Annotated in this window: 12 protein-coding genes; all 12 read left to right on the top strand. The window is 34.0% G+C overall.

Features of this window, described 5'->3' with window-relative positions; genetic code table 11:
* Positions 1 to 299: 299 nt before the first annotated feature.
* The 12 genes from ACZM4J_RS08205 to ACZM4J_RS08150 all read left to right on the top strand — a co-directional run bounded on the left by ACZM4J_RS08205 (position 300) and on the right by ACZM4J_RS08150 (position 12,500).
* Positions 300 to 1,175 (top strand): substrate-binding domain-containing protein, encoded by an 876-nt coding sequence (locus ACZM4J_RS08205; RefSeq protein ID WP_022165867.1) that lies wholly within the window; start codon positions 300 to 302, stop codon positions 1,173 to 1,175.
* Between the two features lie 147 nt (positions 1,176 to 1,322).
* Positions 1,323 to 2,153: a phosphate ABC transporter permease subunit PstC gene (gene pstC, locus ACZM4J_RS08200; protein ID WP_118436199.1), complete on the top strand. Its 831-nt coding sequence runs from the start codon at positions 1,323 to 1,325 to the stop codon at positions 2,151 to 2,153.
* A complete protein-coding gene (gene pstA, locus ACZM4J_RS08195) occupies positions 2,153 to 3,004 on the top strand; it encodes a phosphate ABC transporter permease PstA (protein WP_022165869.1) in 852 nt (283 codons plus the stop codon). Before pstC ends, pstA begins: the two co-directional genes overlap by 1 nt.
* A gap of 86 nt (positions 3,005 to 3,090) precedes the next feature.
* The gene (pstB, locus tag ACZM4J_RS08190; RefSeq protein WP_022165870.1) at positions 3,091 to 3,840 is read left to right on the top strand and encodes a phosphate ABC transporter ATP-binding protein PstB; all 750 of its coding nucleotides are present in this window, start codon (positions 3,091 to 3,093) and stop codon (positions 3,838 to 3,840) included.
* A 3-nt stretch (positions 3,841 to 3,843) separates the two neighbouring features.
* Positions 3,844 to 4,518, top strand: a complete 675-nt coding sequence (phoU, locus tag ACZM4J_RS08185) for a phosphate signaling complex protein PhoU (RefSeq protein ID WP_022165871.1) — start codon at positions 3,844 to 3,846, stop codon at positions 4,516 to 4,518.
* Between the two features lie 364 nt (positions 4,519 to 4,882).
* The gene (gene hydE, locus ACZM4J_RS08180) at positions 4,883 to 5,968 is read left to right on the top strand and encodes a [FeFe] hydrogenase H-cluster radical SAM maturase HydE (RefSeq protein ID WP_022165872.1); all 1,086 of its coding nucleotides are present in this window, start codon (positions 4,883 to 4,885) and stop codon (positions 5,966 to 5,968) included.
* Between the two features lie 41 nt (positions 5,969 to 6,009).
* A complete protein-coding gene (gene hydG / locus ACZM4J_RS08175) occupies positions 6,010 to 7,464 on the top strand; it encodes a [FeFe] hydrogenase H-cluster radical SAM maturase HydG (protein WP_302689309.1) in 1,455 nt (484 codons plus the stop codon).
* 96 nt (positions 7,465 to 7,560) lie between these two features.
* Positions 7,561 to 8,856, top strand: coding sequence for a [FeFe] hydrogenase H-cluster maturation GTPase HydF (hydF, locus tag ACZM4J_RS08170; protein ID WP_022165874.1), 1,296 nt, complete (start codon positions 7,561 to 7,563; stop codon positions 8,854 to 8,856).
* 353 nt (positions 8,857 to 9,209) lie between these two features.
* Entirely contained in the window at positions 9,210 to 9,872 is a 663-nt protein-coding gene (locus ACZM4J_RS08165) for a response regulator transcription factor (RefSeq protein ID WP_022165875.1), read from the top strand.
* Positions 9,873 to 9,894: 22 nt separating this feature from the next.
* Entirely contained in the window at positions 9,895 to 11,655 is a 1,761-nt protein-coding gene (locus tag ACZM4J_RS08160) for a Na/Pi cotransporter family protein (RefSeq protein WP_022165876.1), read from the top strand.
* A gap of 33 nt (positions 11,656 to 11,688) precedes the next feature.
* Entirely contained in the window at positions 11,689 to 11,970 is a 282-nt protein-coding gene (locus tag ACZM4J_RS08155) for a hypothetical protein (protein WP_022165877.1), read from the top strand.
* 59 nt (positions 11,971 to 12,029) lie between these two features.
* Positions 12,030 to 12,500: a flavin reductase family protein gene (locus ACZM4J_RS08150; RefSeq protein WP_022165878.1), complete on the top strand. Its 471-nt coding sequence runs from the start codon at positions 12,030 to 12,032 to the stop codon at positions 12,498 to 12,500.
* Positions 12,501 to 12,707 lie beyond the last annotated feature (207 nt).

The raw sequence follows: 12,707 nt of genomic DNA, 5'->3' as shown, positions 1-12,707 counted from the left end.
TATTTGTGGGACAGGGATATTATTGGTGGAAGTTCTCACGAGGATAAGATAGCAGGTAAGTTTAAAATTAAATAAGGTAGTTAAATATAAAGAAGTTCACATTGTGATGTATGGTTCTTTAGAGTCAGATAATGGTATCTGCAAAAGGAAAAATATCACAATGTGGACTTTTTTTGATTTTACATTGGTTTAACATTTCTAAGACTTTTGATTTTACATTAAAGAAATAGTATATAGGTGTGTTGGGGAGAACATCCACACAGAGTAAGTAATTATTAGAGAGAAGAAGGAGTAAAAAGATGAGAAAGAAAATTTTAGCAGTAGTAGCTGCAACAGTAATTACAACATTAGCATTTACAGGATGCGGAAAGTCAAATGAAAGTAAAAGTGGTTCAGATAAAGGAGTAACCGGAGAAATCAATGTTATCTCCAGAGAAGAAAATTCAGGAACTAGAGGAGCTTTTGTAGAGTTGATGGGAATTGTTGATGGTAATGATAACGACATTACAACACAGACAGCAGAAGTAACAAACTCAACATCAGTAATGCTTAGTACAGTAGCACAGAATGAAAAAGCAATCGGTTATGTTTCACTTGGTTCATTATCAACAGATGTTAAGGCTTTAAAGGTAGACGGAGTTGATGCAACAACAGAAAACATTAAGTCAGGTCAGTACAAAGTAGCAAGACCATTTAACTTAGCTTATCAGGATGGTAAATTAACAAAGCTTGATGAAGACTTCATTAAATACATAATGAGTGATGAAGGTCAGAAGATTGTAGATAAGGAAGGCTACATTAGTGTTGATTCAGAAGGTTCATACAAAGCAAGCAAGCTTAAAGGCAAAATTACTTTAGCAGGTTCAACATCAGTAGCACCACTTATGGATGTACTTAAAGATGAATACATCAAGATGAATCCGGATGTATCAATTGAAATTCAGGAATCAGGTTCATCAGCAGGTATCCAGTCAGCAATTGAAGGTGCAACAGAAATCGGAATGTCATCAAGAGAATTAAAAGATGAAGAAGTTTCTAAGCTAGTATCAAAGCAAATTGCAATGGATGGTATCGCAGTAATCGTAAACAAAGCAAACACATTAGATAACATCACAAGCGACCAGGTTAAGTCAATCTACACAGGTGAAACAACAACTTGGGATAAACTTAAATAGTAAATGAACTGAAGATAAAATAAACTCCAGGATATTAATCAAAATTTAGTATCCTGGATTATTTAAAAGTTAGATTAGTCAAAATCAATAGAATATATTGTTAATATTTTAAAGGAGAAAACTTTGAATAAAGCATCAGAAGTAATAATGAAGATAGTATTTTTGCTATGCGCATGTATTTCAATTGCGGCAGTAATTATGATTTGCGTGTTCATGTTTGCCAATGGTGTTCCTGCAATAAAGGAGATAGGTTTCTTTAAATTCATATTTGGTACAGAATGGAGACCAACTCAGGGAATTTTTGGAATTGGTCCTATGATTATAGGTAGTATCTATGTTACAGCAGGAGCAATGGTAGTAGGAGTTCCAATTGGCTTACTTACAGCAGTTTTTTTAGCAAAATATTGTCCTGAAAAAATTTATAAATTAGTAAAACCAATTATAAATCTTATGGCTGGGATCCCATCAATTATCTACGGATTCTTTGGTTTAGTAGTAATTATACCAGCCATTCAAGATATATTTGGCACCTCTGGCAAGGGGATTCTGGCAGCATCACTTCTTCTTGGAATGATGATTCTTCCTACAATTATTAATACAGCAGAATCTTCAATTACTGCAGTGCCGGAGAGTTATTATGAAGGCGCTCTGGCACTAGGTGCTACAAAAGAAAGAAGTATTTTTAAGACTGTTATTCCAGCAGCAAAGTCCGGTGTAATGTCAGGAATTATCCTTGGCATGGGAAGAGCCATAGGTGAAACAATGGCGGTAGTTATGGTTGCAGGTAACCAGGCAATGATACCGGATAGTATTTTAAGTGGTACAAGAACATTAACATCTAACATTGTTTTGGAAATGGCTTATGCCCCACAGGGAATTCATAGAAACGCATTAATAGCAACAGCAGTTGTGTTGTTTGTATTTATTTTGATAATAAATGTATGCTTTTCACTTATAAATAGAAGGGGGACTGAATAATGAATAATAGTGATTTCAGAGAAAAATTAAGAAAATCAAAGTCCTACATAATGAAAGCATTGGTTTATTTGGCAACAGCAATTACTTTAGTATCCATGTTATACCTGATAATTTATATATTAATTAATGGTATACCATACATTAATGGAGACTTGTTTGCATGGAAATATAATTCCCAGAATGTGTCAATGACACCAGCAATAATAAATACAATAATTGTAGTTGCATTAACATTAGTTATAGCAGTGCCGGTAGGAATTGCAGCAGCAATTTATTTAGTAGAGTATGCAAAAAGAGGTTCTAAACTTGTAAAAGTAATTAGAGTAACTACAGAAACTTTGGCGGGAATTCCATCAATTGTTTTTGGTTTGTTTGGATTTTTATCATTTGTAATTGCTTTTAAATGGGGCTACTCAATGCTTGCAGGAATTTTAACTTTGGCAATGATGGTTCTTCCAACAATTATAAGAACAACAGAAGAATCACTAATAGCAGTACCTGATTTATTTAGAGAAGGAAGCTATGGATTAGGTGCCGGAAAATTAAGAACAATATTCTTAATTGTTTTGCCGTCAGCTATACCGGGAATTTTGTCAGGTGTAATTTTGGCAATAGGTAGAATTGTAGGCGAAAGTGCAGCTTTAATATTTACTGCAGGTTCAATGGCAGCAGTGCCTGACAGTTTATTTGCATCAACAAGAACTTTGGCAGTTCACATGTATTGTTTATTGTCAGAAGGTTTGTACATAAATCAGGCTTATGCAACAGCAGTAATATTACTTTTAATAATTTTAATAATCAACGGATTATCACAAATTGCGGCTAAAAAAGTTAGCAAGGGAAAACAGTAGAAATTAAAGTAAAAATAATACGTGAAACAGGTAACTTTAGTTTTCTGCATGAAAAGTTACTTAGTATAATCCGGAAAGGAAAAAAGATGGGAAAATTTGATATAGAAAATATGGATCTCTATTACGGAGATTTCCATGCAATTAAAAATGTAAATTTAAGTGTTCCACCTAATGAAATTACAGCGTTTATTGGACCTTCAGGTTGTGGAAAATCTACAGTGCTTAAATCTTTAAACAGAATGAATGATTTAGTACCTGAATGTAAAATAACAGGTAACATTACATTAGATGGTGTGAATATTTACAAGGATATAGATGTAAATAAATTAAGAAAAAGAGTTGGTATGGTTTTCCAGAAACCAAATCTTTTTCCAATGAGTATTTACGATAACATTGCTTATGGACCAAGAACTCATGGGATTCACTCAAAAGCAAAGCTTGATGAGATAGTTGAGAGAACTTTAAAGCAGGCTGCAATTTGGGATGAAACAAAGGATAAATTAAAGAAAAGTGCTTTGGCAATGTCAGGTGGTCAGCAGCAGAGACTTTGTATTGCAAGAGCTTTGGCAGTTAATCCGGAAGTAATATTAATGGATGAACCTACATCAGCCCTTGATCCTATTTCAACCTCAAAAATAGAAGACCTGGCAGTAGAGTTAAAGAAAGATTATACAGTAATTATGGTTACACATAATATGCAGCAGGCAGCAAGAATTTCTGACAAAACAGCATTTTTCCTTTTGGGAGAAATTATTGAATTCAGTGATACAGAGCAGATGTTCTCTATGCCTAAGGATAAGAGAACTGAGGATTATATTACAGGAAGGTTTGGTTAAAGTATGAGAAATAAATTTGATGAACAATTAGATTATCTAAATAAGGAAATGGTAGAAATGGGCAACCTTTGTGAAAAAGTAATCAGCGGAGCAATTGAAGTTACCATGTCAGATAAAGATGGAAAACTTGCCCATGAAGTTTTGGAAACTGATTCAGAAATTGACAGAAAAGAAAGAGAAATTGAAAATATCTGTATGAAACTTTTGCTTAGACAACAGCCGGTTGCAAGAGACTTAAGAGTAATATCATCAGCTCTTAAAATGATTTCCGACATGGAAAGAATAGGCGACCAGGCAGCAGATATAGTTGAATTATCTAAATATGTGGAAGGTAGCAAAATTAAAAACGAAATTCATTTAGATGAAATGTCCAAGGAAGTTATCAAAATGGTAACAGGTAGTGTTGACTCTTTTGTAAGCAAAGATCTTTATTTAGCAAGGACTGTGATAATATCTGACGATATTGTTGATAACTATTTTGATGATATTAAGAAAAAGTTAATAGCTTTAATAGCCAAAACAGATGGTGAAGGTGAAGAGTTTATTGACTTACTTATGATTGCAAAATACTTAGAAAGAATTGGCGACCATGCCACAAATATTGCCGAGTGGGTTGAATATTCAATTCTTGGAAAACACGATGAAGAAATCCACAAAGATTTAGATGAGAATAAGTAGTAAATAGTATTTATATTATAAGATTTTTATTATTCTAATGAATAGTAAATTTATTATTTAGATAAATAAGATTTGTGAGTTAAACATTCAGATTCTATTTATAGGAAATACTATGTGATTAACCCCATAACAATTATAGAAGACTTAAACAAATTAGTTTTTTAAAAACAGTTTGTTTAAGTTCTTTTTTTGTTTTAAAATATAATTCGGAATAAGAAGTAATAAATAAATGAAAATAATTAAAAGTAGAAAAAATTAAGATTAGTAAGAATTAAAATAATTGAAGATAGCAGGGATAAAGAAAAAATTAAAAGTATTAAAAATAAAAAATAATTGAGAATAGCAGGAATTAAAAGGAAAAATAATGGAGTGTAATAAGTTTAGTATTAGTAATGAAAAAATAAATATTAAGGCTAAAGAATTAATAGACAGACTGGCAGCAACACATAATTTGTCAGTTTCGGAATATAAGTTCCTAATAGAAAATCAAAATCAGGAGCTTGCAGATTATGCAGCAGGGCTTGCTGATAAGGTGAGACGTGAAATATATGGCAATGAAATTTATGTAAGAGGTTTAATTGAGATTGGTAATTATTGTACTAATGACTGCTATTACTGTGGAATAAGAAAGTCGAACAATAATTGTGACAGATACCAGCTTACAAAGAAACAGATTATGGAATGTTGTCAGGAAGGCTATGAACTGGGCTTTAGGACTTTTGTATTGCAAGGGGGCGAGGGCATTGTAAAGGTAGATGATGTGTGTCAGCTTGTGAAAGAAATAAAAGAAAAACACAGTGATGTAGCTGTAACTTTATCTTTAGGCGAATGCTCGAAAGAAGATTATTTGAAAATGTATGAGGCGGGTGCAGACAGATATTTGCTTCGCCACGAAACAGCTAATAGGGAACATTATGAAAAACTTCATCCCAAGGAAATGTCTTTTGATAACAGAATGGAATGTTTACAGAATTTAAAAGAAATTGGCTATCAGGTTGGTTGCGGCTTTATGGTTGGTTCCCCTTATCAAACGTCAGAATGTCTTGCAGAAGATTTGAAATTCATTGAAGAATTCAGCCCCCACATGTGTGGAATTGGTCCTTTTATTTCTCAGAAGGATACGGAGTTTAAAGACCAGCCATCAGGAACAATGGAACAGACGGTGTATTTATTATCACTTATCCGTTTGATAAAAAACAATATTTTATTGCCGGCAACAACGGCACTTGGTACAATTCATCCGTTAGGAAGAGAAATGGGAATTAAGGCAGGGGCTAATGTGGTAATGCCTAATTTGTCTCCGGTTTCTGAAAGAAAAAAATATGCCTTGTATGATAATAAAATTTGCACAGGGGACGAATCAGCGCAATGCAAACAATGTTTAAGTGGACGAATGGCGTCAATGGGGTATAAAATTGTTACTGACCCAGGAGACATGAAATCGCTTTAGTAAGAAGATTAATATACAGCATTTAAGAAAGAAGGTAGAAAATGGCTATTTATAACAAAGAGTCAATGATTGCAGATGAATTTATTAATCATCAGGAAATATTAGATACAATAAAGTATGCAGAAGAGAACAAGAGAAATGTGGAGTTAATTGACAGTATTTTAAAAAAGGCAAAGCCGGTTAAGTCTGCAGATGGAAAGCAGACTCACTGCAAAGGTCTTACACACCGAGAGGCATCGGTTTTGCTTGCTTGTGACATACCGGAAAAAAATGAGGAAATGTACAGGTTGGCAGAAGAAATTAAGCAGGCTTTTTATGGCAATAGAATTGTAATGTTTGCTCCACTTTATTTATCAAATTATTGTGTAAACGGATGTGTTTATTGTCCTTATCACATGAAGAACAAACATATTTCAAGAATTAAACTTTCTCAGGAGGACATTAAGAGAGAGGTTATTGCACTTCAGGACATGGGACATAAACGTCTTGCCATTGAAGCAGGAGAAGATCCGGTAAATAATCCAATTGAGTATATTTTGGATTCAATCAAAACTATATATTCAGTGCATCACAAAAATGGAGATATACGTCGTGTTAATGTAAACATTGCGGCAACTACAGTTGAAAATTACAGAAAGTTAAAAGATGCAGGAATTGGAACTTATATTCTTTTTCAGGAAACATACAACAAAAAAAGTTATTTAGAACTTCATCCAACAGGGCCAAAGCATGACTACAATTATCACACAGAAGCTATGGATAGAGCAATGGAAGGTGGAATTGATGACGTTGGACTTGGTGTTTTGTTTGGACTTGAAGGCTATCAATATGAGTTTGCAGGACTGCTTATGCATGCAGAACATTTGGAGGCAGTGCATGGTGTAGGTCCGCATACAATCAGTGTTCCAAGAGTAAAAAAAGCCGATGACATTGATCCGGATGAATTTGATAACGGCTTGGAAGATGAAATATTTGAAAAAATTGCTGCATGTATTCGAATTGCAGTTCCATACACAGGCATGATAATTTCTACAAGAGAAAATCAGAAAGTTAGAGAAAAAATGTTATCTCTTGGAGTATCACAGATTAGTGGTGGCTCAAGAACTTCTGTTGGTGGATATTGCGAAGAAGAACGTCCACACGATTCAGAGCAGTTTGACGTTTCAGACCAGCGAACTTTGGACGAAGTAGTTAAATGGCTGATGGAAAAAGGTTTTATACCATCATTTTGTACTGCATGTTACAGAGAAGGCAGAACAGGAGACAGATTTATGTCACTTTGCAAAAACGGACAAATCTTAAACTGTTGTCATCCAAATGCATTAATGACATTAGCAGAATATCTTGTAGACTATGCATCAGAGGAAACAAAAGAAATAGGTTTCAAATTAATAGAAGATGAACTTAAAAAGATTCCAAACGAAAAGGTTCACAGCATAGCAGTAGAAAATATTAAGAATATCAAAGAGTCAAACAGACGAGACTTTAGATTTTAGTTTTTTAAATAGGAAAGTTAGTTTAACACAGACAGATTAAAAAGGCAGTCAAAAAACAGTAAGGCATCAAAAAAGACAGAGAGGTAGATAATTAATATGGGATTAAATGACAGACCGGCAAGTGAGAGAGTTCATATAGGATTTTTCGGGTTAAGGAATGCAGGAAAATCCAGCGTTGTAAACAGAGTGACAGGTCAGGAATTATCTTTGGTTTCAGACAACAAGGGAACTACAACAGATCCTGTGAAAAAAACAATGGAGCTTCTTCCAATTGGTCCTGTAGTAATTATTGACACACCGGGAATTGACGACGAAGGCGAACTTGGCAAAATGCGTGTTGAAAGGGCAAAAGATGTTTTAGGCGAAACGGACATTGCCGTTTTAGTTGTTGATGCAACATCCAGTTTAAAAGAAAAGGACAATGAGCTAATAGCTTCATTTAAAGAAAAAAGTATCCCATATATTATTGCCTATAACAAAAGCGATTTGATTGATGAAACAGACAAAGAAGTAATAAGAAACAGCCAGTTGAATGATGAATCCTTTAAGGACAGTAAAAAGAATAGCCAGCTGCTTAATGAAGCTTTTAAGAATGGCGAAAGATGCAAAAATGGCACAGACGAATTGGCTAATGAAATATTCGTTAGTGCATTAACAGATAAGGGCATTTATGAATTAAAAGAATTAATTGGTAAAGTCTCTAAAGCCACACTAAACAAAGACAAAAAAATTCTTGAAGGTTTAGTTGAGGAAGGTGACATGGTTGTTCTAGTTGTGCCAATTGATTCTGCAGCTCCAAAGGGAAGATTAATTTTGCCACAACAGATGGTAATAAGAGAAATTCTTGATACACAAGCAATTTCAATTGTAACTCAGGTTGAGCAGTTGGAGGCAACATTGAATTCAATTAATCAAAAGCCTAAGCTTATAATTACAGATTCTCAGGCATTCAATCAGGTTGCAAAAATTGTGCCTGAAAATATTTCCCTCACATCTTTTTCGATTTTGCTTGCCAGATACAAAGGCACATTGCAAGATGCTCTTGAAGGTGCAAGTATGCTTGAAAAATTGAAGGATGGTGACAAGGTTTTAATTTCAGAAGGTTGTACCCATCATAGACAATGTGACGACATAGGAACTGTTAAACTTCCTAATTGGATATTAAAGTACACCGGCAGGAAAATTGACTTTCAATTTACGTCAGGGGGCGAATTTCCCAAAGATTTGTTAAAATATAAATTGATAATTCATTGTGGAGGTTGCATGTTAAATGAAAAGACAATGCAATCAAGACTTGCTCAGGCAAAAGCTCAGGGTATCCCAATGACAAACTACGGAATCATTATTTCACATCTAAACGGCATACTTGAACGCTGTACAGAAATGCTGTAGTTAAATACTGTAGTAAATTGCTGTGTGATAAATTTAGAGTAGAAATAAATAATGTAAGCAAGATAAAAGAATATGCATTTTCAGAATGCAACTATCCAAACACTATCTAACAAAATCTACAATGTGTTAGAAAACGGTATTGCTCAAGATAAAAATTAAATGGTGGTAGGGCATCCAAATCAAACTTAATCTTATCAAAAGGGATGCCCCAAAAGTAAATTCCCACAAGAACAAATCTCCCACAAACAATTAAAACTCAGCGAATCTTTTACCCATATTTTACCCGAATTTTACTTTAGGATAACTTGAATATTACATTGTGAAATTATTATGAAGATGTAGGAGGGATAATCATGATTTATGTAGTAGAAGATGATAGCAGTATTAGAGAGTTAATTGTATATACTCTAAACAGCATGAATCTGAAAACTGTAGGCTTTGAGAAACCATCTGACTTTTGGGATCAGTTAGATAGTGAAATACCTACATTGGTTATGCTGGACATAATGCTTCCTGAAGAAAATGGAATTGATATTCTAAAAAAATTAAGGAAAAGAGTAGATACAAAAGCATTACCTATAATAATGGTAACAGCAAAAACAAGTGAATATGACAGAATTGCAGGATTGGATAATGGTGCAGATGATTATATTCCAAAGCCATTTAGTATGCTTGAAATGGTGGCAAGAGTCAAAGCACTATTAAGACGTACTGAACATACTAAAAATCAGGAAGATTATTCTTTGGAACATTTGTATGTTTGTCCAGCCAAACATGTTGTAAAAGTTGATGGAGAAGATGTGACATTAACATTAAAGGAATTCGAAATGTTATGCATTCTTTTACAAAATCAGGGCATTGTTCTAACAAGAGACCAGCTATTAAATAAAGTATGGGGATACTCATTTGATGGCGAAAGCAGAACAGTAGATGTTCACATTAGAACTTTACGACAGAAATTAGGCGTAGCAGCAGAGGCAATTAAAACAATTCGAGGCGTGGGCTACAAGATTTAATATTATACGAGGAGGAACTGCAATGAGCATATTCAATGTTTTATCATTAATAGGGGGCTTAGCATTATTCCTATTTGGAATGAATGTTATGGGAGAAGCCCTAGAGAAAAGAGCAGGCAGTAGTTTAAAAGGAATACTGGAAAAATTAACAGCAAGTAGATTTAAAGGATTTTTGTTAGGCGCAGCAGTAACAGCGGTAATTCAAAGTTCTTCAGCAACAACAGTAATGGTTGTAGGTTTTGTAAATTCAGGCATTATGAATTTAAAACAGGCAATTGGAATCATAATGGGTGCCAATGTAGGAACAACAATTACATCATGGATACTTAGTTTAACAGGAATTCAAAGTTCAAATATTTTAGTAAGTTTATTAAAGCCATCATCTTTCACACCAATATTAGCCTTAATAGGAATTATTTTATTGATGAGAAAGAAAAGTGGAAAAAGTGTTGATACAGGAATGATTTTATTAGGTTTCGCAGTATTGATGTTTGGAATGGAAGCAATGTCAGACGCTGTGTCACCACTTAGAGACGTACCTGAATTTCAGCACATTTTAACAATGTTTAGCAACCCTATTTTAGGTGTTTTGGCAGGAGCATTTTTAACAGCAGTAATTCAAAGTTCATCAGCATCTGTAGGTATTTTACAGGCATTAGCTTCAACAGGCGTGGTTACTTATGGCAGTGCCATTCCAATTATTATGGGACAGAACATTGGTACATGTGTAACAGCAATCATTTCTTCATTTGGAGCAAACAAAAACGCAAAACGAACAGCAGTAGTGCATTTAACATTTAACATTATCGGTACAGCAGTATGGCTTACAGTATTCTGTGTTGTAAATGGATTAGTACATTTATCATTTATAAATGACAGTGCAAGTTTAATGGGAATTGCAATTATACATTCAGTATTCAATATTCTTTGCACAATAATCTTATTCCCATTTGCAAATCAGTTGGAAAAATTGGCATGCTTCATTATAAGAGATGCAAAAGTTGGAGATGCAGAAGAAATTTTGGATACAAGACTTATGGCAACACCTTCAATTGCATTGGAACAGTGTAAGAAGGTTGTGAAATCCATGTTTGAAAAAACAGAGTTAGGAGTAGTTGAAGCCTGCAATATGCTTATCAATTATTCAGATAAGACAATGGAAGAAGTTGTTTCATTAGAAAAGAAAGTAGATAAGTACGAAGACCAGCTTGGAACATATTTAGTACAGATTAGTAAGCAGAATTTAAGCGAACAGGACAGTAGAGAAGTAAGTGAAATTCTCCATATAATTGGTGATGTAGAAAGAATTTCCGACCACTCAGTGGCTATTGCAAAGTCAGCCCAGGAGATTAGCGGGAAGAAGTTAAAGTTTTCTAATCAGGCAGAGGGGGAAATTACAGTTATGATTAAAGCTGTAAAAGAAATCCTTCAGGAATCAAAAAATGCTTTCTTAGAAGACGATGCAAATCTGGCAATGGATGTTGAGGCAATGGAACGTGTTATTGATAAATTGAAACATCAGTTGAAGAAGCGCCATGTTGACAGATTGAAAAAAGGCGAGTGTACAATCGAGCATGGCTTTGTGATGACAGACATTATAACTTCATTGGAAAGAATTTCTGACCATTGTTCTAACATAGCAAGTTGTGTGGAAGAAATCGGGCATGGAAGCTTGGACATTCACGCATACAATAGAGACATTCGTAGAGACGAAACTAATGAATTTAGAAGTATTTATGAAAAATACAAAGAGAAATATAGTTTGGAAAAAAGAATAATCTAGTTTGAATTTTAATTTACAAAAGAAGGTGAGAATATGCATGAAGTATATAAAAAAATTTGGAATGTGGCAGACAAAACAGGTAGAGTTTTTCCATTTACAAACAGATCATGGTTCCTGTTTTACAGCACAGCATTGTGGGCAGTTATAGGGCTGATAGCAGGTGGTGTTATTTCGGGAATCCTCTGTTTGGCGAACAGTGGCATGAGCCTTGTTAAGTGGCAGATTGTTATTGCAGCCTATACTGCAATGATAATCGGTTTTGCAGGCGGCATAATGTATATTCTTAGGAATACAGAACCTAAAGATATAAAATAGTTCTCCACGTTAATAATTACATTTTTTTAGGACACAATACTAAAAATGGAGGACTTAACATGGAAAAAAATATTTTAAGAAAAATGTCTTATGGAATTTATATTGTGTCAACAATGGACAGTGGGAGAGCGACAGGTTGTGCTGTAAATTCGGCAATGCAAATAACTGTATCGCCGGAAACAGTGGCAATTAGTATTAATAGAAAAAATTTCACACACCAGTGCATAGCAGAGTGTGGCTTGTTTGCAATAAATTTAATTGCAGAGGACTCAAATCCAATATTGATTGGTAGATTTGGGTTCTGTTCAGGAAGAGATGTAAATAAATTTCAGGATGTGGATTTTAAAATTGTAAAAGAGATTCCTGTATTGACAGATACTTGTGGATACGCAGTTTGCAAAGTAATAAATAAATTTGAAACAGAAACCCATACAGTATTTTTAGGCGAAGTAATAGAAAGTAAAATGTTTGGGAACAACAGAATCCCGATGACATATAGTTACTATCAAAAGGTAGTAAAAGGTGTTTAAAATAATAAATTTTGAGAAATCATTCTTTAGAAAGAAAATGCGCTAAATATTATCAATGCATTTGAAATCTGAAGGATGATTTTTTCCTTCATGTAATAGAATAGGAAAATTTAACGTTATACATATATAACAACAATTAGGTAGAGAGAAAGGCAGGAAGAAAGTCTATACAAAATGGGGCAAGAGCGTAAACATTATACGTTTTGA

This window comes from Eubacterium sp. (genome assembly GCF_057858645.1).
The sequence above is the reverse complement of the archived record's forward strand: the minus strand, read 5'-3'. Positions and strand labels throughout refer to the sequence as shown.

Coding starts and splice junctions, on each gene's coding strand:
- hydF (WP_022165874.1), top strand. CDS start 7,561: ATGGGATTAAATGACAGACCGGCAAGTGAGAGAGTTCATATAGGATTT.
- ACZM4J_RS08165 (WP_022165875.1), top strand. CDS start 9,210: ATGATTTATGTAGTAGAAGATGATAGCAGTATTAGAGAGTTAATTGTA.
- pstC (WP_118436199.1), top strand. CDS start 1,323: ATGAAGATAGTATTTTTGCTATGCGCATGTATTTCAATTGCGGCAGTA.
- ACZM4J_RS08150 (WP_022165878.1), top strand. CDS start 12,030: ATGGAAAAAAATATTTTAAGAAAAATGTCTTATGGAATTTATATTGTG.
- ACZM4J_RS08155 (WP_022165877.1), top strand. CDS start 11,689: ATGCATGAAGTATATAAAAAAATTTGGAATGTGGCAGACAAAACAGGT.
- ACZM4J_RS08160 (WP_022165876.1), top strand. CDS start 9,895: ATGAGCATATTCAATGTTTTATCATTAATAGGGGGCTTAGCATTATTC.
- phoU (WP_022165871.1), top strand. CDS start 3,844: ATGAGAAATAAATTTGATGAACAATTAGATTATCTAAATAAGGAAATG.
- hydE (WP_022165872.1), top strand. CDS start 4,883: ATGGAGTGTAATAAGTTTAGTATTAGTAATGAAAAAATAAATATTAAG.
- ACZM4J_RS08205 (WP_022165867.1), top strand. CDS start 300: ATGAGAAAGAAAATTTTAGCAGTAGTAGCTGCAACAGTAATTACAACA.
- pstB (WP_022165870.1), top strand. CDS start 3,091: ATGGGAAAATTTGATATAGAAAATATGGATCTCTATTACGGAGATTTC.
- pstA (WP_022165869.1), top strand. CDS start 2,153: ATGAATAATAGTGATTTCAGAGAAAAATTAAGAAAATCAAAGTCCTAC.
- hydG (WP_302689309.1), top strand. CDS start 6,010: ATGGCTATTTATAACAAAGAGTCAATGATTGCAGATGAATTTATTAAT.